The organism is Pseudomonas sp. OTU5201, from assembly GCF_038440135.1.
GTDB lineage: Bacteria > Pseudomonadota > Gammaproteobacteria > Pseudomonadales > Pseudomonadaceae > Metapseudomonas > Metapseudomonas resinovorans.
On the sequence record NZ_JASATC010000039.1, the window covers coordinates 25097 to 47766 of the forward strand.

A 22670-nucleotide genomic window follows, 5' to 3' on the forward strand; every position below is an offset into this window, starting at 1 on the left:
GCCTTCTGGGCGTGCCATCGATACGTTAACTATCGTCCCGCTGGCGGATGTATTCCTCCAGCAGCTTTTTCTCTTCTCCAGAAAGCGAGCGGCAATCCAGAAGATCAGCCCGGCGTTCCCAGGTGCGCCCAAGCGCCTGCTGCAAACGCCATCGCCGGATGTGTTCGTGGTTGCCGCTGAGCAGCACCTCAGGAACACGCTTGCCTGCATACAACTCCGGTCGAGTGTAATGCGGGCAATCGAGCAGGCCATCCGTAAAGGAGTCCTCCTCGGCGGAGTCCGCGTGGCCCAGCGCTCCGGGCAGCAACCGCGTCACCGCATCGATCAGCACCATGGCCGGCAGCTCACCGCCGGACAGGACGTAGTCTCCGATCGACCATTCCTCATCGACGTGCTCTTCAATGAAGCGTTCGTCAATGCCTTCGTAGCGCCCGGCGATGAGGATCAAAGCCTCCTCATTCACCAGCTCGCGCACGGCTGCCTGCTTCAGCTGGCGCCCTTGCGGCGAGAGGTAGATAACCTTCGCTCGATCCCCTGTCGCTGCCTTGGCTGCTGCCAGGGCTCGTTCCAGGGGTTGAATCTTCATCACCATGCCCGGGCCGCCACCGAAGGGCCGATCATCCACCGTCTGGTGGCGGTCCTCCGTGAAACTCCGTGGGTTCCAGCAGTTGAGCTTGAGCAGCCCCTGCTTCACCGCGCGGCTGGTAATGCCGTACTCGCTGATGGCGGCAAACATTTCGGGGAAGATACTGATAACTTCGACCTGCATGCTTTTCATGTCAGGCCCCTCAGAAATCAACGTCCCACTCCACCCGGATCTCGCCAGCGTCCAGATCGATCGACTGCACGCACTGCCCCGTATAGGGCAGCAGGCGCTCACGATCATCGAGGCTGCCAGCGCAGGGCTTGACCACCATCACATCGTTGGCACCGGTCTCCAGCAGGTGATCGATTCGACCGAGCAAGTGCCCGTCCTGGTTGATCACATTGAGACCTTCCAGCTGATGCCAGTAGAACTCGTCTTCGTCGAGCTCCGGCAGTTCGCTGCAAGGGACACAGATTTCGAATCCTGCGTAGGTACGAGCGACTTCGCGATCGTCCAACCCTTTCAGCCTTACCACCAGGACCTTGCCGTGTACGCGTCCGCTGACGACTTCGACCTGCTTTACCTCGTTGTCACGCTTGAGCGTCCAACGGCGGTAATCGAGCACGTTATCCAGCGGATCGGTGAAGGAGTAGACCTTCACCTCGCCACGTACGCCATGCACCGAGAAAATCTTGCCGAGAACGATCAGTTCATCGGCGGGAGCCGGCGTCGTGCTCATAAAGATGCTTAGGCAGCAGCCTTGGCAGCTTCCTTCAGCAGCTGAGCAACACGCTCAGACGGCTGGGCGCCCTGGCTCAGCCAGTAGCTGACGCGCTCCTGGTTTACGGAGAGCTTCACTTCTGCACCGGTGGCGACCGGGTTGAAGAAGCCGATACGCTCTACGAAGCGACCATCGCGCGCATTGCGGCTGTTGGTCACGGTCAGGTGGTAGAAGGGGCGCTTCTTGGAGCCGCCACGGGCAAGACGGATGGTTACCATTGAACTTCGTTCCTATAGTCGGTGCTTTTCAAGCAATGCACACACATGGGCCATGGGCCCGAAAGGCCGCATATTCTAAGGATTATGCGGCCGATTGCAAATCTCTTTTTGCTGGCCGCCGGTCGGCGGCCGGGGCTCACATCTTCGGCATGCCACCGGGGAACATGCTGCCCATACCGCGCATCATCTTGGCCATGCCGCCCTTGGCGGTGACCTTCTTCATCATTTTCTGCATCTGTTTGTGCTGCTTGATGAGACGCCCCACGTCCTGCACCTGGGTGCCGGAGCCCAGCGCGATGCGGCGTTTGCGCGAACCGCTGATCACTTCCGGGTCGCGACGCTCGGCAGGCGTCATGGAGTTGATGATCGCCTCCATCTGCTTGAACTGCTTCTCCGCGGCGCTCTGTGCGTTGCCCATCTGAGACAGGTTGACGCCGCCGAGCATCGGCAGCTTGTCCATCAGGCCGCCGAGACCGCCCATGTTCTTCATCTGTTGCAGCTGATCGCGGAAGTCCTCGAGGTCGAAACCCTTGCCCTTCTTGATCTTCTTCGCGAGCTTCTCGGCCTTCTCGCGATCCATGGTCTGCTCGGCCTGCTCGATCAGGCTAAGCACATCGCCCATGCCGAGGATGCGGGAGGCCACGCGGTCCGGGTGGAAGGGGTCGAGCGCTTCGGTCTTCTCGCCCATGCCGAGGAACTTGATCGGCTTGCCGGTAATGGCGCGTACCGAGAGCGCGGCACCACCACGGGCGTCACCATCGACCTTGGTCAGCACCACGCCGGTCAGCGGCAGGGCGTCGTTGAAGGCCTTGGCGGTGTTGGCGGCGTCCTGACCGGTCATGGCATCGACCACGAACAGGGTTTCCACCGGTTTGATCGCGGCGTGGACCTGCTTGATCTCATCCATCATCTCGGTGTCGACGTGCAGGCGGCCTGCGGTGTCGACGATGACGACGTCAATGAACTTCAGCTTGGCTTCGCGAATCGCCGCCTCAGCGATATCCACCGGCTTCTGGCTGGTATCGGAAGGGAAGAAGGTGACGCCAATGTCATTGGCCAGGGTTTCCAGCTGTTTAATAGCCGCCGGACGGTAGACGTCCGCGGAAACCACCAGCACGGACTTCTTCTTGCGCTCTTTAAGGAAGCGCGACAGCTTGCCCACGGTGGTGGTCTTGCCCGCACCCTGCAGACCGGCCATCAGGATCACCGCCGGTGGAGCGGCATTCAGCGCCAGGTCCTCGTTGGCAGCGCCCATCAGCTCGACCAGTTCGGCCTGGACAATCTTCACGAAGGCCTGACCAGGGGTCAGGCTCTTGGAAACCTCGGTACCGACCGCACGGTCCTTGATCTTGGCAACGAAGTCCTTCACCACCGGAAGGGCGACGTCGGCCTCGAGCAGAGCCATGCGCACCTCGCGCAGGGTGTCCTTGATGTTGTCCTCGGTCAGTTTGGCCTTGCCGGTGACATGGCGCAGCGTCTGTGAGAGGCGGTCGGTAAGGTTTTCAAACATGCGCGTTCCTTTCGGGCTCTCGTGAGCCCCGGCTGAGCTTGCGGCAGGCGGCGGAGTATAACGAAGACTCGGCGTTGCCGACACCGCCAGCGGTCTTTCACCGGCAGGCCTTGTATGCCACACTCACTGCCTTTCGGGCTTGCCTTACAAGGACTTATGCACCCTCTGCTGCCCAGCCTCCTGGCTGCATTCCTCTATGCGGGCACTACTGGTTACCAGGGCTTTCGCCTTAGCCAGCGCACCACGCCGGACAAGCGCCTGCTTATCATCGGTGGCGGCGTGGCCCTGCTCGCCCATTGCGCCGCGCTCTTCCTCCAGTTGCTGACGCCGGCCGGGCTCTACCTGGACTTTTTCAACGCAGCCAGCCTGATCGCCGCAGCGGTGATCCTGCTGACCATCGTGGCCATCGCGCGGATTCCGATCGAAAACCTGCTGCTCCTGCTGTTGCCGCTCGGCGCCCTGACGGTGCTGGCGGCGGCGCTGGTGCCAGGCGGCACGTCCCAGGCCATCAATGAAGAACCCGGCATTCTCGCCCACATCCTGCTGTCGATCCTGGCCTATGGCCTGCTGACCATGGCGGTGTTCCAGGCGCTGCTGCTGCTGTTGCAGGACCACCAGCTCAAGCACAAGCACCCGTCCGGGCTGATCAAGAATTTCCCGGCCCTGCAGACGATGGAAAGCCTGTTGTTCGGCTTCCTCTGGGCCGGCTGGTGCCTGCTGTCGCTGTCGCTGATCTCCGGCTGGGTATTCGTCGAGAACCTGTTCGCCCAGCACCTGGCACACAAGACCATCCTTTCCTGCATCGCCTGGGTCGTGTTCGGCGTCCTGCTGTGGGGCCGCCACCAGCTTGGCTGGCGCGGGCACAAGGCTATCCGCTGGACCCTGGCAGGTTTCTGCCTGCTGATGCTGGCGTACTTCGGCAGCAAGCTGGTCCGCGAATTCATCCTCCACGTCTGACCATCCCATGCACGGACTGCTCGCCGGCCTTCTCCTCGGAATCACGCTCTCCCTGGTAGCCGGCGCGCTGGTCGCCTGGCTGGCGACGCGACGCCGCCATGGCGTGGAGATCCAGCCACAATCCCGCCTGCCCGTGGCGGTGGCCGATGCGCTGCAACGGGTTACCGTCAGCTCCATCATGATTCCCCGCAGTGAAATCCAGGGCATCGACCTGGACGCAACGCCGGACGAACTCCTGGTGCAGTTGCAGAACGCCACCCACACCCGCCTGCCGCTCTATCGCGAAGACATCAACCAGATCGAAGGCATTCTCCACCTGCGCCAACTGCCACGCCTGTTGACCGAAGGCCCAACCAGTGCCGAGCAACTGATGGCCGTGAGCCGTGAAACCTATTTCGTACCGGAAAGCACGCCGCTGCTGACCCAACTGGTGAACTTCCAGAAGCAGAAGCGCCGTCTTGGCATCGTGGTCGACGAGTACGGTGACGTGGTGGGGCTGGTCAGCCTGGAGGACATTTTTCAGGAGCTGGTCGGCGAATTTGGCAGCCTGGAAGACTTCGCCCCCAACCCCGGCATCCAGACCCGTGACGATGGCCGCTACGAGCTGGACGGCGCGTTGCACCTGCGCGAGCTGAACCGTGTGCTCGGCTGGCACCTGCCGTGCGACGGCCCCAAGACCCTCAACGGCCTGATCACCGAAGCACTCGAGCAGATTCCCGACTGCAGCGTGTGCCTGAAGGTCGGACCCTACCGCCTGGAAATCCTCCAATCCAGCGAAAACCGGGTACAGCGCGTACTCGCCTGGCGCGCCGGGCTTACGCCAAAGGCCTAGCAGCCACCTGCCCCAGCCTCCACGGCTGACCGGGGATTCCCCCGCCCTCCCCGACCCTGCCGACCATCCAGTCCGCCAGCGACTCACCCCAGACGCGATAGCCCAGCGGCGATGGATGATAGCCATCCAGCGCCAGGTAATCCGGGCGCATCTCCAAACGGGTAGCACAGCACGCCAGCCCTTCGCGCACCGCGAGCGCTCGCAACTGCCGGTCAAGCAAACGCGCCCGCCAACCCAGCAAATGACGCAGCAGCCAGGGCAAGGCACTGAAATGCTGCAAGGGCGGCACGCCGGCAAACGCAACCTGCGCGCCTCGCTCCACGAAATGTCGAGCCAGCGCCTGCTGGGATGCCTGCCAACTGCGGCTGGAACTGAAATGCGTGGTGTCGTTGACGCCGAAGACCAGCAGCACCAGGTCGACAGGCTCCTCCGCCACCTGCGGCAACAGCCGCTCCCGGGCTTCGCCGGCGGTGATGCCATTCTCGCCACAAGCCCGCCAGGCCACGGGACGGCCCAGACGCGACGCCAGCGCAGCGGCCAGTTGCCCGGGCAGGGCGAAGTCCAGGCAGGAGGCGCCGACACCCGCGACGGTGGACTCACCAATCAAAAGCAAACGCAGGGGCGCGCCCTCGAGCCCGCCCCCGGCAAGACCGCTCTCAGGCCCTGCGGCTGGCGCCAGGCGCAGGGCGGTACGGCGGGTATGCACAGCCATGGGCAGCGCCAGGGGCAGCAGCGGCAGCGCCGCTACCCACCAGCACAACCCGGCCAGGCGAATCACAGCTGGACGTCTACCGCCTGGGCCGAACGGGTCGCCTTGGCCCGCGCCAAGTCAGTGGATTCGTCCCGCGCCAGGGCCACTCCCATACGGCGCTGGCCGTCTACTTCCGGCTTGCCGAACAGGCGAAGGGCAGTATCCGGCTCGCTGAGGGCAGCGCCCAGGTTGCCGAAGCTGACCTGGCTGGACGTGCCTTCGACCAGGATCACCGCCGAAGCGGACGGCCCCACCTGGCGGATTGCCGGGATCGGCAGACCGAGGATGGCGCGCGCGTGCAGGGCGAATTCGGACAGGTCCTGGGAGATCAGGGTCACCAGTCCGGTGTCATGCGGACGTGGAGAAACCTCGCTGAACCACACCTGATCGCCCTTGATGAACAATTCGACACCAAAGAGACCGCGACCACCCAGGGCCTCGGTCACTGCCTGGGCAATGCGCTCCGACTCGGCGAGGGCCTTCGGGCTCATGGCCTGGGGTTGCCAGGACTCGTGGTAGTCACCCTTCACCTGGCGGTGGCCGATGGGCGCACAGAAGCTGGTACCGCCGACGTGGCGCACGGTGAGCAGGGTGATTTCGTAGTCGAAATCGATGAAGCCCTCGACGATCACCCGCCCCTTGCCGGCGCGACCACCTTCCTGGGCATAGTCCCAGGCCGTCTGGAGGTCAGCGTCGGACTTCAGCACCGACTGGCCCTTGCCGGAGGAACTCATGATCGGTTTGACCACGCAGGGGTAGCCAACGCTGGCCACGGCGGCGCGGTAGTCATCGAAGCTGTCGGCGAAGTGATAGGGCGAGGTGGGTACGCCCAGCTCCTCAGCCGCGAGACGGCGGATGCCTTCGCGGTTCATGGTCAACTGGGCAGCGCGAGCAGTGGGCACCACGGTGAAGCCTTCAGCTTCCAGCTCCACCAGGGTCGCAGTGGCGATGGCTTCGATCTCCGGCACGATGTAGTGCGGTTTTTCCAGCTCGATCACCGCACGCAGGGCGGCTCCATCCAGCATGCTGATCACATGGCTGCGATGAGCCACTTGCATGGCGGGGGCATCAGCATAGCGGTCAACGGCAATCACTTCGCAGCCGAGACGCTGCAGTTCGATCACCACCTCCTTGCCAAGCTCGCCGGAGCCGCACAGCAGTACACGGGTCGCGCTGGGCGACAAGGGGGTTCCAATACGGGGCATGTCGTTTCCTCGGGGAGTCAAGAAGCCTGGGTCGGGGACGTCATGAACAAGCCACTGGCCTTGGCGCGCTCGAAACAGCGCGCCAGGACCTCGCGGCGTTCGGCATTGTCCATGCGGCCCCAGCGGGTGATTTCATCGGCGGTACGCTGGCAGCCGCTGCAGATGTCATGGTCATCCAGCACGCAGACCTGCACGCAGGGCGAGCGGACGGGGCGCTCGGCGTCCATCAATCGTCCTGCTCCGCCAGGTCGCGCGCATAGCGCTGGGCGTTGTGTACATAGTGAGCGGCACTGGCTTCGAGCATCTTCTTCTGTTGCTCGGTCAGCTCGCGCACTACCTTGCCGGGAGAGCCCATGACCAGTGAGCCGTCGGGGATTTCCTTGCCTTCGGGAATCAGCGCATTGGCGCCGATGATGCAGTACTTGCCGATCTTCGCGCCGTTAAGGACCACGGCGTTGATGCCGATCAGGCTGAAGTCTCCCACCGAGCAACCGTGCAGCATGGCGTTGTGACCGATGGTGACGGAGCGGCCAATGTTCAGCGGATAGCCCATGTCGGTGTGCATCACAGTGCCATCCTGGACGTTGCTGTTCTCACCGATGTGGATCAGTTCGTTGTCGCCGCGAAGCACGGCGCCGAACCAGACGCTGGCACCGGCATCAAGGCGAACCTTGCCGACCAGGGTGGCATTGGGGGCGGCCCAACTGTCGGGGTGGGCTTCGACCTGGGCGGTTCCAAGGCGGTATTTCATCAGGCGCTCCTCGGAAGGGCTTATTTGAGTTTTATGAAGCTTTCGGGCGCACGGGTCATGTCGATCCGGACGTCGTACACCAGGTTGACCAGTTCGACGACCATGATCGCGGTCAGGCCCCAGATCTTGTATTCGCCATACTGGTAGCTGGGCACGTACCAGCTGCAGCCGAGGTAATCGATGCGGTGGGTCACCTGCCGGGGGTCGTCACGGAAGAATTCCAGCGGCACGCTGAAGACCGAGTCGATCTCACCGTCGTTGGCCTTGTACTGGACGAAGTCCGGAACCAGCCCCACAAAAGGCGTGACCTTGATGCCATGACGAGAGACCAGTGTGCTGAGCGGGCCGATGACCTCCACCAACCCCGGAGGCAGGCCCACCTCTTCTTCCGCTTCACGCAGGGCGGTGCGGATCAGGTCGGGGTCTTCGGGATCGCGACGGCCACCGGGAAAGGCGACTTCACCGCCGTGAGTGGACAGCCCACTGGCGCGCAGGGTCAGGACGAGTTCGGGCTCGTCGCTACGCGTGATAGGCACCAGCACCGCAGCTTCGGGGAGGTCGTGATCGGTCTCCAAGGTTCTCGGGGAGTAGCTCTGCACACGACGGAGCAGGTCATCCAGCATGGACTTTCTCATTGTTCTCGACTGCCGGGCATCATGGCACGAACCTTGGGGACGCCCAAGCCCCGCGCCGACCGGACGCACCATTCACCATCTTTGGTTTGCCCTGTACGCCGCTTGCCGTGCGGCACCATGCCGCGCCAAGATGAGCGCCTGAGCCAGAGGAACCCCGATGAAATTCTGCAGCCAGTGCGGCGGCCTGGTCGACCAGCGCATTCCCGAAGGCGATAACCGCCTGCGCTATGTATGCGAAAGCTGCCACACCATCCATTACCAGAATCCGCGCATCGTCGCCGGCTGCCTGCCAGTGTGGGAGCAGCAGGTGCTGCTCTGCCGTCGGGCCATCGACCCGCGCAAGGGGTACTGGACGCTACCCGCCGGCTTCATGGAGAACGGCGAGACCATGGAACAGGCCGCCACCCGCGAAACCCTCGAAGAAGCCTGCGCGCGGGTGCGCAACCTGAGCCTCTATACCTTGTTCGATCTGCCGCACATCAGCCAGGTGTACACCTTCTTCCGCGCCGAACTGGTAGACCTGAACTTCGCAGCCGGTGACGAAAGCCTGGAAGTGCGCCTTTTCCACGAACGGGATATTCCCTGGTCGGAGCTGGCTTTTCCCACCGTGGGCCGTACCTTAGAATGCTACTTCGCTGACCGCACCGGGCAGGTCTTCCCGGTGCGCAACGAGCCCTTGGCACCGTTGCTGGCCTACTACAAAAAAGCCTGACCGCTAATCTGCTTACTTGAACACTGTGGGGATGTCGTGCCGATGCGCTGGTTGCTAGTCGTACTAATCATGGGCCTTTCGGCTCTCGCCCAGGCGAGCACCACGCCGACGCTGGGTGGCAAAGCCATCGACAAGGTCATGGTGGTGAAATCGGAGCGCAAGCTGCTGCTGATGAATCGCGGTGACATTCTCAAGTCCTACCGCATCTCGCTCGGCAAGCAACCGCTCGGCGCCAAGCTGCGCGAAGGCGACCAGCGCACTCCGGAAGGCTTCTACTGGATCGACTGGCGCAAGACCAGCGACAGGTTCAATCTTTCCATGCACATCTCCTACCCCAATGCCCGCGATGCCGCCAAGGCCCGGGAAAAGGGCGTATCGCCGGGCGGCATGATCATGATCCACGGCACCCCGCTGGATGAGGAGTACCCGGAGTGGTACTTCCATACGCTGGACTGGACCGAAGGCTGCATCGCCATGAGGAACTCGGACATGCGCGAAATCTGGAGCCTGGTGAAGGACGGCACCCTGATCGAGATTCGCCCCTGAGTGCATCAGCCACAAAAAGGCGCCATCTGGCGCCTTTTTTGTGGGCTTCTCCCTGGATCAGGCTGAACGACGCGAAGCCCGGCAAGTGGCCGGTTCGAAGGATGGATTGTGCCTGCGCTCTGCAATTGCCCCCCGCTACACGATGAGGGGCGAGTTCATTCGCGAATCGCGGCCCCTTCCCCACACGCCGGCAACGCCCCGCACTGCCCCTTGATAGTGATCCCGGCGGCCAGCGGCGCCGCCAGGCGCGGATCTTGGGGCGCCAGTTGGCGAGCGCAGGCCCGCGCCTGACTCGCCTGGGCCGTACAACCTTTCTCGTTGAGCACCTCGGAGAGATTGAACCAGCCCAGCGCATAGTCCGGCTTGCGCTTCAGGCTTTCACGCAAGGCACGCTCGGCACCGTCGCGATCGCCATCTGCATAGCGCGCGTTTGCCAGGGCGAAGAGCGGCAACGGCTCCTTCGGCCAGTGTTCGGCAGCGGTGCGGTAGGCACGCTCGGCCACTGGGCGCTGGGCGGTTTCCTCTAGGTCACTGGCGGCCTTGAGCCAGGGCTCCAGCTGCGCCTCTGCCGGTAGCTGGTCCGCAGGGACCGTCACTACGGCCCAGCGCTCGGCGCGCTGCCAGGTGCGGTCGAAACTGCGCAGGTCGGTGACCCAGCGTTTTTCGGTGCCGGAACGCAGCACCAGTTCATCCTTGCTGCGATCGAAACCCACCGCTACTGCGAAGTGCCAACGCGGCAGCCAGTCCAGGCCAAGGTTTTGCATTACCAGCACCGGATTACCGGCCGCCACTTGTGCCAACAGCGCATCCAGACTTGGTTGCAGCGGGTAGACCAGCATGCCGTGCTGGCGCGCGGCGGCCACCAGTTCCAGCTTCAGGCTGCCCTGCCTGGCGGGGAGATAGACCTTCGGCGTAAGCGCCTCAGGCGAGGTCTGCACCCCGCGATGCACCAGCACCGTCGCCAGGGCCGCCGGGCCGCACTGATAGATCTCCTGCGGGTAGAACGGCGTCTGGGTCAGTTCCACCCGTTGCGGCAGTCGATCGCTCTGCGGTGACAGCATGGGTTGCTGTCCGGCACAGCCCGCAAGTGCCAGCGTCAGCAAGGCAAGCCAGAGCCGCATCAGTTGATGCACTTGATGAAGCTGAAGATGTCCGTGGCGCAGAGCATGTCGGTGATGATGAAGATCACCAGGAACAGCACGATGATGCCCACCCAGCCACCGGCCGGTTCCTGCTCCAGGCGCTGGTTGAACTGCTGCAGTTCGGCCGGGGTCAGGCTGGCGATTCGCGCTTCCACCTGTTCACGCGGTACGCCAAGGGATTCGAGCTTCTGCTGCACCTGCTTGTCGTCGAGCATGGCGCGCAGTTGTGCCTGGTCCACCGGTTGCTGCTGCGGCAACTGCTGCTCCTGCAGGGCCTGGGGGGTGCCGATCATGGCGGCCTGGGCCAGGGGCACCTGGGCGAGGAAGAGGAACTGACTGGCAATCAGGCAGGACGCGAGACGACGGTTGCAAGGACGCGAGAGCATGGTGGTTTCTCCAGATATTGTGGCCAATTGACCACGGAACGTGTTTTCCGGTTCCAGCTTTCCTAAAACAAACGCGGAAAATTCACCCTGACATTCAGATTATTGCTGAACTTCGGCCGGCAGCTATAGAATGCGAAACATTCCCATTTGCTTCCGAGTCCAGCTCTTGAATCACGGTGCCGACGCCCTTCCGCCTCCGCCGGCCGAATCCCTGCACAAGCTCTACAGTGACCACCATGGTTGGCTGACGGGCTGGCTGCGCCGTCGCCTGGGCTGCCCACAGAATGCCGCCGACCTCGCCCAGGACACCTTCCTGCGCGTGCTGCTGGCACGGGAAAAACCGGTGATCCTGGAGCCACGCGCCTTCCTCACCACAGTGGCCAAGCGCGTACTGGCCAACCACTACCGCCGCCAGGACATCGAGCGGGCCTACCTCGAAGCCCTCGCCGCGCAACCCGAAGCCCTGGCTCCGAGCGAAGAGGAACGCGCCATCATCCTGGAAACCCTGGTGGAGCTGGACCGCCTGCTGGACGGCCTGCCAGCCGTGGCGAAAAAGGTCTTCCTGCTGGCCCAGGTTGACGGCATGACCTACGCCGAAATCGCCGACCAGCTCGACATTTCCCTCTCCACCGTCAAGCGCCAGATGGTCAAGGCTGCCCAGCGCTGCTACTTCGCGGAGAGCTTCTGAGATGAACCTCTCTGCCGTGGACCGCAGCCGAATCGCCCCGGCCGTCGCCGAGCAGGCGGTCGAATGGCTGGTGGAGCTGCAGGGTGGCGATTTCAGCGACCAGCGTCGGCAGGCATGGCAGGACTGGCGCGCCGCCGACGCCGAACATGAACGCGCCTGGCAGCGTATCGAGGCGATCAACCTTGGCCTGCGCAGTCTGGACGCGCCGCTGACCCTGGCAGCCTTGGGCGCCCCCGCCCATCGCAGCCGCCGCGAGGCCCTGAAACTGCTGGCGCTCTGCGCACTGGTGGGCGGCGGTGCGATCAACCTGCGCGACGGCGCACCCCTGCTGGCCCTGCGCAGTGACGAGGCCACCGGTATTGGCGAACGCCGAGCGCTCAATCTGGCCGATGGCTCGCGCCTGGAGCTGAACACCGCCAGCGCTGTGGATATCCGCTTCGATGCCGGGCAACGACTGATCGAGATGCGCCAGGGGGAAATCCTCGTCGAAGCCGTCAGCGACTCACGTCCGCTGCGCATCCACACGCCTCAGGGGCTGATCGAAAGCCGTGGCGGCCGCCTCAACGTGCGCATCCTCGAACGCAGCAGTCGGGTCAGCCTGTTCGATGGCAGCGCCGATCTGCTGGCCGACGGTCAGAGCCAGTCGCTGCTGCCCGGCCAGCAGGCCAACCTCTCGCCGACGCGCATCGGTCCACCGAGAAGCGCCAGCGAAGACAACGTGGCCTGGACCCAGGGCATGCTGGTTGCCAGCCATATGCGCCTGGACGACTTCCTCGCCGAACTGGGCCGCTACCGTCGCGGCCACCTCGGCTGCGACCCAAAGGTGGCCGGGCTGCTGATCTCCGGCAGTTACCCGCTGGACAACACCGAACGCATTCTCGCCATGCTGCCCAAGGCGCTGCCGGTGGAGGTGCACAGCCTGACCCGTTACTGGGTCAAGGTGCACCCGCGCGCCACGAGCTGATGACGGAGTACCGAATCGATGGGTATCGCTGCGCTCCACGCCATCCTTCGACTCGCCCCCTGTGCAGGAGGGCGTTGAGCCCAAGACGACACCCATAACGTTTTTTGCGAAAGCTGAGCCTTTTTTTCGATCTCGCGTGACAAGGCAGGCAGAGACGCTTCCTTTTTACCGACGAGACGCCGCCATGCAGTCCCCGCAACGCCTTCGTACCCTCCCCCGCACACCCCTTGCCCGCGCCCTGATGCTGGGCCTGGGCCTGGCAGCCGTCCTGCCCGCGCCGACCATTGCCGCCAGCCTGGAAATCAGTGCCGAAAGCCAGCGCCAAGCCTTCGACATTCCCGCAGGCCCGCTGGAGTCGGCGCTCAATCAATTCGGTCGCGAGGCCGGCGTGCTGCTGTCCTTCAGCCCCGAGCTGACCGCGGGCCGCCAGACCCAGGGCATGCACGGTCAGTACGGAGTCGACGAGGGCCTGCGCCAGCTGCTGGCCGGTAGCGGCCTGCATGCCGTGGCGCAGGATGGCGGCTACAGCCTGCAGTCCAGCGGCGCGGCCATCGAAGTGGACCGCCAGGTCGTGATCGGCTCCCGCGCACCTACCAGTATCAGCGAGCTGCCTGGCACCGTCTGGATCATCGACGCCCCTCAGCTGCAGGAGCAGACCAAAGGTGGCGTACCCTTCAAGGAAGCCCTGGGCCAGTTGATCCCCGGCCTCGACATCGGCCCACAGGGTCGCACCAACTACGGCCAGAACATGCGTGGCCGCAGCGCCCTGGTGATGATCGACGGCGTCTCCCTGAACAGCTCCCGCGGCATCAGCCGCCAGTTCGACTCCATCGACCCGTTCAACGTCGAACGCATCGAAGTGCTCTCCGGCGCCAGCGCGGTCTACGGCGGTGGCGCCACCGGCGGCATCATCAACATCGTCACCAAAAAGGGCGAGTCAGGCCCGGCACGCTTCAACAGTGAAGTGGGCCTGCGCAGCGGCTTCGAGACCAGCCAGGACCACGACTGGCGCGTCGCCCAATCCGTCAGCGGTGGCAGTGAGCAGATCAAGGGCCGCGCCTCGGTCGCCTACCAGAAGAACGGCGCCGCCTACGATGGCAGCGGCGACCAGGTGATGCTCGACATCACCCAGACCGACCTGCAGTACAACCAGTCGGTGGATGTCATGGGCAGCCTCGACTTCGCCTTCGCCAACGGCCACAGCCTGAGCCTGGGCGCCCAGTGGTACGACTCCGGTTACGACGGTGACAAGGGCGTCGACCTAGGCCGCAACTTCCGTGGCCTGCGCGGCCTGGAGCCTTTCGAGATCGAAGGTGGCGCCAGCTTCGACCGCGAACCGCGCACCGAGCGCCAGCAGTTCAACGCCACCTACCACGCCCCCGAAACGCTCGGCCACGACCTCTACCTTCAGGCCTACTACCGCAGCGAGGAAATGGCCTTCCAGCCCTACCCGAGCATCGCATTCACCGGCACCGGCGCGATCAACCCTGCCCGCGCCTATTACTCCGCCTCGCAGCAGGACACCGACTACTACGGGTTGAAAGCCGTTCTGGTGAAGGAATGGGAGCGCTTCACCCTGACCTACGGCGCCGACATCGAGCGCGAAAGCTTCGACTCCGACCAGGCGCTGTTCGACCTGAACACCGCCGCTCAGACCGGTGGCCTGGTGGCCGACGAATACGCCAAGGTCGGCCGCTACCCCGGCATCGACACCGACAGCAACTCGCTGTTCACCCAGGGCAGCTGGCGCGCCACCGACGCCCTGACCCTGTCGGGTGGCGTGCGTCGCCAGCGCACCAACAACGACGTTGGCGACTTCGTCGCGGCGGCCCAGCAGATCCAGATCAGCAAGGGCAACGGCACCAGCGCCGACGCCATTTCCGGCGGGGAAAAGGACTACCAGGTCGACCTCTACAACTTCGGTGCCGTCTACAAGCTGAACAAGGCCCAGCAAGTCTGGGCCAACTACTCCGAGGGCTTCGAGCTACCCGACCCGGCCAAGTACTACGGCCAGGGCACCTACTCCGCCGCGCCGATCAACGGCCGCTGGGTGCTGCAGAAGGGCGTGAACGTGAAGGACTCCGCCCTCGACGGCATCAAGACCAAGCAGGTGGAACTCGGCTGGCGCCACTACGACGGCAGCCTCGATGCCCAGTTGGCAGCCTTCTATGCCTGGTCCGACAAGAGCATCACCTACAACCGCACTACCCTGCTGGTGGAGCAGTTGGACAACAAAAAGCGCAACTACGGTCTGGAAGGTCAGGCCAACTATTGGCTGACCGAGAACTGGCAGGTGGGCACCAGCGCGCTGGCAATCCGCTCGCAGCAGAAGATCGACGACCGCTGGCAGAAGCAGGACGTGACCGCCGCCAGCCCCTCCAAGCTGACCGCCTTCATCGGCTGGCGTGACGACGACACCAGCCTGCGCCTGCAAGGCGTGCGCACCTTCAATCTCTCAGACGACGGAAATGTCCTCGCCAACGGCCAGTTCGACGGCAACGACCACAAGATCGACGGCTACACGACCTTCGACTTGCTGGGCAGCCAGGTCCTGCCGGTGGGCACCCTAAACTTCGGCATCCAGAACCTGCTGGACAAGGACTACACCACCGTCTGGGGTCAGCGCGCTCAGGTGTTCTACAGCGCCAACATCCCCGCCGACCTGTTCGATTACCACGGCCGTGGCCGTACCTACAGCCTGAGCTACAGCGTGGAGTTCTGACCGCCCTCTCCCCCTCCCCTCCCCCGGAGGGAGAGGGGTGACTCGCGCCTGACAGGGAGTAGCCCCCTGATGCCCACGCGTTGCCTGAGTCTCTGCAGAAGCGGTGGGGCAATGGCTGCGCCCCGTCAGTAGGCCGAGCGGAATCGTTGCGTAGGGGGATGAGCGGCATGGATGCCGCGAGAGGCGTGTGGGGCCATGGATGGCCCCTCACGCCGTGCCCCCGGAGCAATGATGGAGCAAGGGAACCCGGCGAAGCCGGGCCGGATGCAGGGGCAAGACCTTTGCTTCCTTTGGGGCGTTTGCCAAAGGGAGTCGTCCGGGGGGACGAAACCAAAAACATCCTCGGAACTCGGTAATTAGCTTGGCTCAGCGCGTTCTAGCAACACTTAACGCAGACATAGCCAATTCATTCGCCAAGCGGGCCGCAGGTCCGCCCCTCAATAGGAAACCGTCTTGTCCTTCGGTCCGATGTTCCAGCGGAACCAGTCGTCCAGCATGGTTTTCTCGTAACGCAGGCGGTCGTTGCTGAAGTAGTAGTTGCCGTGTTGCAGGTAGGACTGGTCGATCACCGTGGCATCGCGGCTGACCAGGGTCTTGCCGTCCTGCTCCAGGCTGTAGTGCAGCTTGATCCTGGGCCAGGTCACCTCACGCATGAAGCGCACATCCTGGAAGTTCACCCGCCAGGGTTCGTACTGGCCGGCGAGGTCGATGTCGAGGATATCGACCTTGAGGGTCTGTCCGGGCTGCAGGTAGCGCTTGCCGAGTTTCTCGATATGCGCCTTGAGGTCCTTCAGTACGAAGTCATCCGCGCCCCGGCCGTAATCGCGGTACAGACGCGCGTCGCTGTACTTCTCCGGGTGGGTGAAGCTGACCTCGGTGGTGGATGCCAACGCACTCGGGGAAAGGATCAACAGGGCCAGCACGATGAGGGGCAACGTGGGTCGCATGGAACACCTCCTGACGGTGATGCGGGGCACCGCCAGGCTCAGTGTACGCCCGTCAATGCGAACGCGAAGCGGCTCCAGTCGGACGGTTCAGACCAGCGCCAGCACGCCGCCCCCCAACGGCAACAGGCCAACCAGCGGCAGCACCCAGCGGGTCTGCCAGGCCAGCAGCGCCACTAGCAGCAGGCCGGCCAGCATCAACTGGCAAAGCCAGATCACACTGCCGATCTCGCCGCCCAATTGGGCGATGCTCAGGGCCAGGGCAAGCAGCATGGCGAACACCGCCCCCACCCGCAGCAAACGGACGCGCGACTCACTCGGGGCACCGCTGAAAAACAGTTTGTGCTGGCGCGACATGGCCAGCGCCAGGCCGGTCATGGCCAGGTAGCAGAAGGCAAAACTGAGGACCAGCATTAAGCGCTCTCCTCCACCAGGCGACGGCGCACGCGGGGCGCCTTCGCCACCTGCGGTTGCGAGCGTCGCCAGGCCAGCAAGCCGCAAAGAGCGCCAGATGCCAGCAGCACCAGATCGATACCGGCCATATCCCAATCGCCGCGCACCAGGGTGGCCAGCAGGCTGCCTTCGGGCGTGACCAGAGCATTGAGCAGCGGCAGGCCCAGGGCCAGGACAGTCACGACGGCGAGCACGTCGCGGGCGACCTTGCCACTGTTGCGGCGCAGCACCGCCCAGACCGCCACCAGCACCCAGACACCCACGAAAACCCAGGTTTCCGCGCTGGCGCGCTCGGCCATGCCGGCCGGGAGCAGGCGATTGCCGTAGAGCAGGCCCAGGCTGGCGACCGGCAGACCGCCAACCACCGCGCCGTTGAGCGCACGGACCAGGCCGATGCCATAGCCGCCGCGCGCTTCGCGCTTGCGCAGCCAGACCTGCAAGCCGGCCACCAGCATGGCGCAGCCCATCAGGCCGAGCAGCAGGTAGAGCGCACGGACGATCTGCCCGCCGAACTGTGCCATATGCAGGTTGGCCAGCCAGGCGTAGCTCTTGTAGCCGGGGCTGTAGGGCTTCTGTTCATGGAGCAGCTCACCGCTGGCGGCGTCGTAGGACAAGGTCCACTGGAAGTCGACGATGCCGGAACGGTCGTAGCGGCGGATGTCCACCACCGCTGCGGCGTCACCCGGATGGTGCACGCTGATCCAGCCGGTTTCGTTACCGCCCCAGCGTCGATGGGCATCGGCCACCAGGCCATCCAGGGAGGTCGCCGGCGGTGCGGGGCGCTTCACCTCCTCGCGGTGGTAGGCGCCCATGGTGTCGTTGAAGAACGCTTCCGCGTTGCCCTTGTAGGCCAGCTGGATGCCGGCGGGCATGTAGAAGACGACGAAGATCGCCAGGCCCGTGTAGGCGATGAGCAGGTGGAACGGCAGCCCCACCACCCCGAACAGGTTGTGGGCGTCCAGCCAGGCGCGCTGGCCGTTGGCGTCCGGGCGCAGGGTGAAGAAGTCCTTGAAGATGCGGCGATGGATGATGATGCCGCTGATCAGCGCCACCAGCATGAACATCGCGGCGATGGCCACGATGTACATGCCGATCATGCCGGCGTTGAGGTCGTAGTGCAGGGTGAAGAAGAACAACCCACCCACGGTTTCCGGCATCGCTTCGCCGGTCGCCGGGTCGAGGGCGAAGCGCACGAACTCGCTTTCGTCGGCCGGCTCGTAACCGGCCCAGTAGAAAGGTTCGCGCTCGCTCGGCGGGCGGATCCAGATGGCATGGGCGTCCGGTGCCTTGGCCAGCATGGCCTCGCGCACCTGGTCGACGGTCATGCTGTGGCTGGACGGCTCGTGCAGCGCCGGGCGCATCCAGCGCTCCAGCTCCTTGTCGAAGCAGGCGATGCTGCCGGCGAAGAAGATGACGAAGAGCAGCCAGGATGGCAGAAGCCCGCCCCAGGTGTGCAGTCCCACCATGGATTGGCGCAGGCTCATGGTCGTACTCCGAAATCGCTGGGCAGGCAGGCCGCCAGGGCCATCAGTGCCGTCACCCCGGCCAGCACCAGCCAGGCGCGCAAGGCCGAACGCACCGCGAAGGCATAGATGATGGCGAAGGTGTAGACGGCGAAGCAGGACAGGCTGGCGAACACCACCCGGTCACTGCGCACCAGCGGCAGATAGACGGACAGGAACGCCGTGGCGGCATAGGCCGCGGCATAACCGCCGAGGATTGCCGCCAGCACCCGCGCGGTCACGTTCCAGCGCGTGGAGATCTTGGCTTTGCTCACGTTGCTTCCTTGGTCGAGGGCCCCTGACAAGGAGTATTCCGACAGGATGGAAGGAGTTTTCAGAAACACATTGAGAATTATTTACACCCAGCAGCTAAATGCAACCGAGAATTTGTATCGATACAGGCACAACGACCCCAATCCGACTATCCACGACATCTGGTCGGAGCGCGCATCGGCCGTCGGTCATTGCGGTTCGAACTTTGCACATCTCCTGGCGTCCATCGACTCATCGCTCCATCAACCAGGTGACAGGCCATGTACAACCCATTCCAGATCCTCACCGACGCTTTCCAGGCCGAATACCGGGTCAACCTCAGTCTCGTAAGCCCGGACGGCAGCATCATGCTGACCCTGACCAACGAACGCGGCGTGGTGGCGCGGCGGATGATCAGCGCGGCTCAGCGCAATGACCCGGTACGCCTGCAGCGGGTAATCGAAAGCGTCCGCTTGGGCATCGCCATCGAGAGTGGTCACAAGGTGGGGGAACTGCTCACCAGCATGACCGGCGGCCATGTGGCGCCGGTGCGCACGGGGCGGGTCAACGCCGCACAGATAGCGCGCATCTGATGCACGCTATCCGTGCACGGGGTCAGGCCTCGCCTTCGGCCTCGACCTGACGACGCAGGCGCTGCCGACGCGGCGGGGCATCGATCTGCACCGAAGGGAAGCGCGAAGACGCGAACCGCACCACAAGGATCGCCAGGGCCAGTAGCAGAATGGCTCCAGACACATACACCACGCCCAGATCCGGCCGGTGGTGATGCGAGACATCGGAAATCAGCAGGCGGGTCAGCGCAGTGATCGCCACATAGATCAGGAAGCGCACCGGCATGTGGTTGGTCTTGAAGTAGATGCCGACCATGGCGCCCAGCTCGAGGTAGATGAACAGCAGCAGGATGTCATCGACCGTGATGTGCCCCTTCTCCACCATCCCCAGAAACGCCACAACCGCGGCCCAGGCGGTGATCCCGCCGATGGCGAACAGCGCCAGATAGTGGAAGCTCTCCACGAGGAGATTGCCCAGCGATTCGGCCAGGCCATGCACGTTTTCGCGCAACTCTTCAGCCCAGTTGATCTTCACGATACAGCTCCTTGGTACGACGGGCCCGATGGTGCCGGGCGAAAGTGACAGGGGAGTTATGCAGGATGAGGGCCGCAACGGGCCTTGCGCCACGAGGCAGGTTGTCGCAGCCCTTGCGTGGCCCGGGCAGCTACTATGCTTGGGCTCCAGTGGAATCCAGGCCGATCCGCAGCGCGGGCTGGCGTCGATGGGCAAGTGGAAATTTCCTACGGACTATTTCCATTTGCCATCATTCCGAATACTGTACGCGCATCCAGTATCTTTAACCCAATTATCAAAGGTGAGGGGTGATGAATGGCCGTCGAAGTGGTGTACCGCAGCAGCCGCGATCCGGAGCGCCTGTTCATGGATAAGGCCGAAGCCGATCGATACGACAAGATGCTCGAGCTGGCCGAGTCCCTGGCCGAAGTCCTGCAAAAGGCGGTGCCCTCGCTGAGCGAACAGCAGGTGGAAGACATCGGCATTTTCATGGCCAAGCACCGCGATACCTTCGCCCGCGCCTTCAAGAATCAGCCGGATGCACTGGCTGAGCTGGAGCTGCCGAGCGAGTAGTCCCGTCCCTGCCCTCCTCCGTTCGAGAGGAGGGTGCTGTTTCCCCAATTGACGCCAAATCGAAGAAGGTCTAGTTTCGCCAGGTCCCTTTCCGGGGCCTCATTACCTTCGGCGATCCCCAGATGCCCAACGCAAGCGCCCATACCGCGATGACCACCGATCCTGTCGGTGCCCGCGTGCGCGCCCGCCTGTCGCCGATGTCCCCACCTGTCGCACCGCCGCCTGCCGTGCGGGCCGGCTTTCCGCCGCCGCCCCCGTACGTGCTGCTCGGCTGATCACCAGCCACTGATACCGCTCCGGCCCTGACCACTTTCGGTCGGTGTTCGCGCACGCCGGAGCCTGTTGCTGCTCACTGACAGGTGAACATTCATGACGTTGGACAAATCCGTCTGGGGCGCGACTGCCTCGACCTCGTTATTCGTGCTGCTGTGGAGCAGTGGCGCGATCTTCGCCCGGCTGGGCCTGGACCACGCCTCGCCCTTCGCCTTCCTCACCCTGCGCTTCGCCCTGGCCTTCGCCACCCTGTTGCTGCTGTGCAACTGGCGCGGCCAGGGGCTACCGGAACGCGGCAGCTGCTTGAAAGTGGCGGGCATCGGCCTGCTGCTGATCGGCGGCTACACCATCTGCTACCTGCTGGCGCTGGATAACGGCATCACCCCCGGCGTGCTCGCCGCACTGCTCGGGGTGCAGCCGATCCTCACGCTGGTGGTGCTGGAACGACGCTTTCCCCTGGCGCGCCTGTTGGGCCTGGGCATCGCCCTTGGTGGGCTGGTGTTGCTGGTGTGGCAGAGCATCGGCAAGGCGCAGGTGACCACCCTTGGGCTGATCTACGCCCTAGCCTCGCTGGGCAGCATGACCTTCGGCGCCATCCTGCAGAAAGGCTTGCAGCAATCGCCTATGCAACTGTTGCCCATTCAATACGGCGCCAGCCTGCTGGCCTGCCTGCTCCTGGTGCCTTACAAGCCCTTCCACTTCGAGGCGACCCTGGACTTTGCCATTCCCTTGCTGTGGCTGGCGCTGGTGATCTCGGTGGTGGCACAGCTGCTGCTCTATCGGCTGATGCAGGCGGGTAATCTGGTGAACGTCACCAGCCTGTTCTACCTGGTGCCCGTAGTAACGGCGGGGATGGACTACCTCTTCCTCGGCAACACGCTGGCGCCCCTCGGCCTGGCCGGGATGGGCGGGATACTGGCGGGACTGGTGCTGGTGTTCGGCGTGGGCAGCCGGAGCGGCTGAGGCCCGCTCTCCAGCCCCTCTCCCGGAAACGGGAGAGGGGACTCTAAGCCGATCGTTGGCACAGCCCTGTAGGGGTGAATTCATTCGCCATGCAGGCCTCAGGCCTGCCCGTCTCTTGCCCTACGGCAGCTCCAATGCCTGCACCAACGCCTTGAGAAACCGCGCCGCCTCACCACCGGTTACCGCCCGGTGGTCGAAGGTCAGTGAGAGCGGCAGCACCGGGTGGATCTCCACCTTGCCCTGCCAGGCCACCACTTCATCGCGAATACCGCCGGCTCCGATGATCGCCACCTGGGGCGGCACCACCACCGGGTTGGCGTAGCGGCCGAACAGGGTGCCGAAGTTGGACAGCGTAATGGTGGCGCCCATCATTTCCTGGGGCGGGATGGAACGTGCCTTCACGTCTGCCCGCAGCCGCGCCATGCCTTCCTTCAGGTCGTCCGCACTGCGCCCGCCAACGTTACGCAGCACCGGCACGAAGAGGCCATCCGGCGTGTCGACGGCGATGCCGAGGTCGAGTTTGTCGTGCTGGCGGATGGACAGCGCGCGGCCGTCGAACCAGCTATTGAGGATGGGCTCCACCTCGCAGGCGGCGGCGATGGCCTTGCCCAGGCGGATCAGCGGATCGCGGGCTTCCGGCCAGCGGTGCAGGTCGGCATCGCCGAAGATGGTCACCGGCACCACTTCGGCGTGGGAACGCGCCATGTTGATCGCCATGCTGCGACGCACGCCGCGCAACCGTTCGCCACCGAAGCTGTCACGGGCCGTTTGCGCGGCCTGCTCCACATCGGCGCGGGTGACCAGGCCATCAGGGCCTGAGCCGGCCAGGACTGCCAGCTCCACACCCACCTGCCGGGCCAGTTGGCGCACCGCCGGGGTGGCGCGCGGCGCCAGGTGTTCGCGGGTGGAGGGCGCGGCGCCGACGAAGAAGCGGTCGGCCTGGGCATTGCCGCCGCCTTCCAGGCGACCCACTACGGTGCCGGCGTCAGCGTCCTCGCCTTCATAGCCGAGCAGTGGTTCGCCGACGTGGAGGATGTCGCCCTCCTTGCCAAAGGTCTTCGCCACAACACCATCGTGGGGCGCCGGAATGTCCACCAGGGCCTTGGCGGTTTCCACCGAGACGAGCAGTTGGTCGGCCTTGACGTTGTCCCCCGCCTTCACGTGCCACTGGACGATTTCCGCTTCCTGCAGGCCTTCGCCCAGGTCGGGCAGTTTGAAGTATTTCATCGTGCGCTCCT

At 64.2% G+C, this 22670-nt stretch carries 27 protein-coding genes; 10 read left to right on the forward strand and 17 right to left on the reverse strand.

The features are described 5' to 3' along the window. Nucleotides 1–25 precede the first annotated feature (25 nt). The 4 genes from trmD to ffh form a co-directional block, all read right to left on the reverse strand. The gene (gene trmD / locus AAHM40_RS21340; RefSeq protein WP_280282621.1) at nucleotides 26–778 is read right to left on the reverse strand and encodes a tRNA (guanosine(37)-N1)-methyltransferase TrmD; all 753 of its coding nucleotides are present in this window, start codon (nucleotides 776–778) and stop codon (nucleotides 26–28) included. Nucleotides 779–788: 10 nt separating this feature from the next. Continuing rightward, entirely contained in the window at nucleotides 789–1325 is a 537-nt protein-coding gene (rimM, locus tag AAHM40_RS21345) for a ribosome maturation factor RimM (RefSeq protein WP_342246436.1), read from the reverse strand. A gap of 8 nt (nucleotides 1326–1333) precedes the next feature. Continuing rightward, nucleotides 1334–1585 carry a 30S ribosomal protein S16 gene (gene rpsP, locus AAHM40_RS21350; RefSeq protein WP_028630295.1) on the reverse strand — a complete coding sequence of 84 codons (252 nt, stop codon included), beginning with the start codon at nucleotides 1583–1585 and terminating at the stop codon, nucleotides 1334–1336. Between the two features lie 136 nt (nucleotides 1586–1721). Next, entirely contained in the window at nucleotides 1722–3095 is a 1374-nt protein-coding gene (ffh, locus tag AAHM40_RS21355) for a signal recognition particle protein (RefSeq protein ID WP_342246437.1), read from the reverse strand. Nucleotides 3096–3251: 156 nt separating this feature from the next. Between ffh and AAHM40_RS21360 the strand changes: the two genes are divergently transcribed. Beyond that, nucleotides 3252–4052, forward strand: coding sequence for a cytochrome C assembly family protein (locus AAHM40_RS21360; protein WP_342246438.1), 801 nt, complete (start codon nucleotides 3252–3254; stop codon nucleotides 4050–4052). 7 nt (nucleotides 4053–4059) lie between these two features. Continuing rightward, nucleotides 4060–4884: a transporter associated domain-containing protein gene (locus AAHM40_RS21365; protein WP_446731600.1), complete on the forward strand. Its 825-nt coding sequence runs from the start codon at nucleotides 4060–4062 to the stop codon at nucleotides 4882–4884. Here AAHM40_RS21365 and AAHM40_RS21370 read toward each other — a convergent pair. From AAHM40_RS21370 to AAHM40_RS21390, 5 genes are read right to left on the reverse strand one after another with little or no spacing between them, the layout of a single operon-like run. Then, nucleotides 4868–5662 (reverse strand): SGNH/GDSL hydrolase family protein, encoded by a 795-nt coding sequence (locus AAHM40_RS21370; protein WP_342246439.1) that lies wholly within the window; start codon nucleotides 5660–5662, stop codon nucleotides 4868–4870. The genes AAHM40_RS21365 and AAHM40_RS21370 overlap by 17 nt on opposite strands. Beyond that, entirely contained in the window at nucleotides 5659–6840 is a 1182-nt protein-coding gene (purT, locus tag AAHM40_RS21375) for a formate-dependent phosphoribosylglycinamide formyltransferase (protein ID WP_342246440.1), read from the reverse strand. The genes AAHM40_RS21370 and purT overlap by 4 nt, the downstream gene beginning before the upstream one ends. A 17-nt stretch (nucleotides 6841–6857) precedes the next feature. Beyond that, nucleotides 6858–7067 (reverse strand): DUF1289 domain-containing protein, encoded by a 210-nt coding sequence (locus tag AAHM40_RS21380; RefSeq protein ID WP_171016506.1) that lies wholly within the window; start codon nucleotides 7065–7067, stop codon nucleotides 6858–6860. Then, nucleotides 7067–7591 (reverse strand): gamma carbonic anhydrase family protein, encoded by a 525-nt coding sequence (locus AAHM40_RS21385; RefSeq protein WP_028630289.1) that lies wholly within the window; start codon nucleotides 7589–7591, stop codon nucleotides 7067–7069. Before AAHM40_RS21385 ends, AAHM40_RS21380 begins: the two co-directional genes overlap by 1 nt. A gap of 20 nt (nucleotides 7592–7611) precedes the next feature. Continuing rightward, nucleotides 7612–8214 (reverse strand): CoA pyrophosphatase, encoded by a 603-nt coding sequence (locus tag AAHM40_RS21390; protein ID WP_342246441.1) that lies wholly within the window; start codon nucleotides 8212–8214, stop codon nucleotides 7612–7614. A 169-nt stretch (nucleotides 8215–8383) separates the two neighbouring features. On the opposite strand from AAHM40_RS21390, the gene AAHM40_RS21395 reads away from it, so the two are divergent. Next, nucleotides 8384–8938 (forward strand): NUDIX hydrolase, encoded by a 555-nt coding sequence (locus AAHM40_RS21395; RefSeq protein WP_342246442.1) that lies wholly within the window; start codon nucleotides 8384–8386, stop codon nucleotides 8936–8938. 42 nt (nucleotides 8939–8980) lie between these two features. After that, complete coding sequence (locus tag AAHM40_RS21400; RefSeq protein ID WP_342246443.1) at nucleotides 8981–9484, forward strand: L,D-transpeptidase family protein; 504 nt, start codon at nucleotides 8981–8983, stop codon at nucleotides 9482–9484. A gap of 155 nt (nucleotides 9485–9639) precedes the next feature. On the opposite strand, the gene AAHM40_RS21405 is transcribed toward AAHM40_RS21400, so the two are convergent. Together AAHM40_RS21405 and AAHM40_RS21410 are read right to left on the reverse strand one after the other, a co-directional pair. Next, the gene (locus tag AAHM40_RS21405) at nucleotides 9640–10605 is read right to left on the reverse strand and encodes a PA2778 family cysteine peptidase (RefSeq protein ID WP_342246444.1); all 966 of its coding nucleotides are present in this window, start codon (nucleotides 10603–10605) and stop codon (nucleotides 9640–9642) included. Next, nucleotides 10605–11012 carry a PA2779 family protein gene (locus AAHM40_RS21410; RefSeq protein ID WP_342246445.1) on the reverse strand — a complete coding sequence of 136 codons (408 nt, stop codon included), beginning with the start codon at nucleotides 11010–11012 and terminating at the stop codon, nucleotides 10605–10607. The genes AAHM40_RS21405 and AAHM40_RS21410 overlap by 1 nt, the downstream gene beginning before the upstream one ends. A 166-nt stretch (nucleotides 11013–11178) precedes the next feature. On the opposite strand from AAHM40_RS21410, the gene AAHM40_RS21415 reads away from it, so the two are divergent. From AAHM40_RS21415 to AAHM40_RS21425, 3 genes are all read left to right on the forward strand, one after another. After that, entirely contained in the window at nucleotides 11179–11700 is a 522-nt protein-coding gene (locus AAHM40_RS21415) for a sigma-70 family RNA polymerase sigma factor (protein WP_342246446.1), read from the forward strand. 1 nt (nucleotide 11701) lies between these two features. Then, nucleotides 11702–12664 carry a FecR family protein gene (locus AAHM40_RS21420; RefSeq protein WP_342246447.1) on the forward strand — a complete coding sequence of 321 codons (963 nt, stop codon included), beginning with the start codon at nucleotides 11702–11704 and terminating at the stop codon, nucleotides 12662–12664. A gap of 184 nt (nucleotides 12665–12848) precedes the next feature. After that, a complete protein-coding gene (locus tag AAHM40_RS21425; RefSeq protein WP_342246448.1) occupies nucleotides 12849–15386 on the forward strand; it encodes a TonB-dependent receptor in 2538 nt (845 codons plus the stop codon). 437 nt (nucleotides 15387–15823) lie between these two features. Here the strand turns inward: AAHM40_RS21425 and AAHM40_RS21430 are convergent, their stop codons facing one another. From AAHM40_RS21430 to AAHM40_RS21445, 4 genes are all read right to left on the reverse strand, one after another. Continuing rightward, entirely contained in the window at nucleotides 15824–16333 is a 510-nt protein-coding gene (locus AAHM40_RS21430) for a DUF3016 domain-containing protein (protein WP_342246449.1), read from the reverse strand. An 87-nt stretch (nucleotides 16334–16420) separates the two neighbouring features. After that, on the reverse strand, nucleotides 16421–16744 hold the full coding sequence (locus AAHM40_RS21435) for a DUF3325 domain-containing protein (protein WP_342246450.1): 324 nt from the start codon (nucleotides 16742–16744) through the stop codon (nucleotides 16421–16423). After that, nucleotides 16744–18267: a PepSY-associated TM helix domain-containing protein gene (locus tag AAHM40_RS21440; RefSeq protein ID WP_342246451.1), complete on the reverse strand. Its 1524-nt coding sequence runs from the start codon at nucleotides 18265–18267 to the stop codon at nucleotides 16744–16746. Before AAHM40_RS21440 ends, AAHM40_RS21435 begins: the two co-directional genes overlap by 1 nt. Then, nucleotides 18264–18560: a DUF3649 domain-containing protein gene (locus tag AAHM40_RS21445; RefSeq protein WP_342246452.1), complete on the reverse strand. Its 297-nt coding sequence runs from the start codon at nucleotides 18558–18560 to the stop codon at nucleotides 18264–18266. Before AAHM40_RS21445 ends, AAHM40_RS21440 begins: the two co-directional genes overlap by 4 nt. 258 nt (nucleotides 18561–18818) lie before the next feature. Between AAHM40_RS21445 and AAHM40_RS21450 the strand changes: the two genes are divergently transcribed. After that, nucleotides 18819–19130 carry a DUF3509 domain-containing protein gene (locus AAHM40_RS21450; protein ID WP_342246453.1) on the forward strand — a complete coding sequence of 104 codons (312 nt, stop codon included), beginning with the start codon at nucleotides 18819–18821 and terminating at the stop codon, nucleotides 19128–19130. 22 nt (nucleotides 19131–19152) lie between these two features. Here the strand turns inward: AAHM40_RS21450 and AAHM40_RS21455 are convergent, their stop codons facing one another. Beyond that, nucleotides 19153–19644 carry a phosphate-starvation-inducible protein PsiE gene (locus AAHM40_RS21455; RefSeq protein WP_137821764.1) on the reverse strand — a complete coding sequence of 164 codons (492 nt, stop codon included), beginning with the start codon at nucleotides 19642–19644 and terminating at the stop codon, nucleotides 19153–19155. A gap of 294 nt (nucleotides 19645–19938) precedes the next feature. Between AAHM40_RS21455 and AAHM40_RS21460 the strand changes: the two genes are divergently transcribed. Continuing rightward, nucleotides 19939–20196: a YebG family protein gene (locus AAHM40_RS21460; RefSeq protein ID WP_103103046.1), complete on the forward strand. Its 258-nt coding sequence runs from the start codon at nucleotides 19939–19941 to the stop codon at nucleotides 20194–20196. 369 nt (nucleotides 20197–20565) lie between these two features. Next, on the forward strand, nucleotides 20566–21432 hold the full coding sequence (locus AAHM40_RS21465; protein ID WP_342246454.1) for a DMT family transporter: 867 nt from the start codon (nucleotides 20566–20568) through the stop codon (nucleotides 21430–21432). A gap of 120 nt (nucleotides 21433–21552) precedes the next feature. Here AAHM40_RS21465 and AAHM40_RS21470 read toward each other — a convergent pair whose 3' ends face one another. Further along, a complete protein-coding gene (locus tag AAHM40_RS21470) occupies nucleotides 21553–22659 on the reverse strand; it encodes a dihydrolipoamide acetyltransferase family protein (RefSeq protein WP_342246455.1) in 1107 nt (368 codons plus the stop codon). Between the last annotated feature and the right edge of the window lie 11 nt (nucleotides 22660–22670).

Coding starts and splice junctions, on each gene's coding strand:
- AAHM40_RS21410 (WP_342246445.1), bottom strand. CDS start 11,012: ATGCTCTCGCGTCCTTGCAACCGTCGTCTCGCGTCCTGCCTGATTGCC.
- AAHM40_RS21400 (WP_342246443.1), top strand. CDS start 8,981: ATGCGCTGGTTGCTAGTCGTACTAATCATGGGCCTTTCGGCTCTCGCC.
- AAHM40_RS21465 (WP_342246454.1), top strand. CDS start 20,566: ATGACGTTGGACAAATCCGTCTGGGGCGCGACTGCCTCGACCTCGTTA.
- AAHM40_RS21390 (WP_342246441.1), bottom strand. CDS start 8,214: ATGCTGGATGACCTGCTCCGTCGTGTGCAGAGCTACTCCCCGAGAACC.
- AAHM40_RS21360 (WP_342246438.1), top strand. CDS start 3,252: ATGCACCCTCTGCTGCCCAGCCTCCTGGCTGCATTCCTCTATGCGGGC.
- trmD (WP_280282621.1), bottom strand. CDS start 778: ATGAAAAGCATGCAGGTCGAAGTTATCAGTATCTTCCCCGAAATGTTT.
- AAHM40_RS21380 (WP_171016506.1), bottom strand. CDS start 7,067: ATGGACGCCGAGCGCCCCGTCCGCTCGCCCTGCGTGCAGGTCTGCGTG.
- AAHM40_RS21460 (WP_103103046.1), top strand. CDS start 19,939: ATGGCCGTCGAAGTGGTGTACCGCAGCAGCCGCGATCCGGAGCGCCTG.
- AAHM40_RS21420 (WP_342246447.1), top strand. CDS start 11,702: ATGAACCTCTCTGCCGTGGACCGCAGCCGAATCGCCCCGGCCGTCGCC.
- AAHM40_RS21450 (WP_342246453.1), top strand. CDS start 18,819: ATGTACAACCCATTCCAGATCCTCACCGACGCTTTCCAGGCCGAATAC.
- AAHM40_RS21395 (WP_342246442.1), top strand. CDS start 8,384: ATGAAATTCTGCAGCCAGTGCGGCGGCCTGGTCGACCAGCGCATTCCC.
- ffh (WP_342246437.1), bottom strand. CDS start 3,095: ATGTTTGAAAACCTTACCGACCGCCTCTCACAGACGCTGCGCCATGTC.
- AAHM40_RS21435 (WP_342246450.1), bottom strand. CDS start 16,744: ATGCTGGTCCTCAGTTTTGCCTTCTGCTACCTGGCCATGACCGGCCTG.
- AAHM40_RS21425 (WP_342246448.1), top strand. CDS start 12,849: ATGCAGTCCCCGCAACGCCTTCGTACCCTCCCCCGCACACCCCTTGCC.
- AAHM40_RS21405 (WP_342246444.1), bottom strand. CDS start 10,605: ATGCGGCTCTGGCTTGCCTTGCTGACGCTGGCACTTGCGGGCTGTGCC.
- rpsP (WP_028630295.1), bottom strand. CDS start 1,585: ATGGTAACCATCCGTCTTGCCCGTGGCGGCTCCAAGAAGCGCCCCTTC.
- AAHM40_RS21440 (WP_342246451.1), bottom strand. CDS start 18,267: ATGAGCCTGCGCCAATCCATGGTGGGACTGCACACCTGGGGCGGGCTT.
- rimM (WP_342246436.1), bottom strand. CDS start 1,325: ATGAGCACGACGCCGGCTCCCGCCGATGAACTGATCGTTCTCGGCAAG.
- AAHM40_RS21430 (WP_342246449.1), bottom strand. CDS start 16,333: ATGCGACCCACGTTGCCCCTCATCGTGCTGGCCCTGTTGATCCTTTCC.
- AAHM40_RS21365 (WP_446731600.1), top strand. CDS start 4,060: ATGCACGGACTGCTCGCCGGCCTTCTCCTCGGAATCACGCTCTCCCTG.
- AAHM40_RS21385 (WP_028630289.1), bottom strand. CDS start 7,591: ATGAAATACCGCCTTGGAACCGCCCAGGTCGAAGCCCACCCCGACAGT.
- AAHM40_RS21470 (WP_342246455.1), bottom strand. CDS start 22,659: ATGAAATACTTCAAACTGCCCGACCTGGGCGAAGGCCTGCAGGAAGCG.
- purT (WP_342246440.1), bottom strand. CDS start 6,840: ATGCCCCGTATTGGAACCCCCTTGTCGCCCAGCGCGACCCGTGTACTG.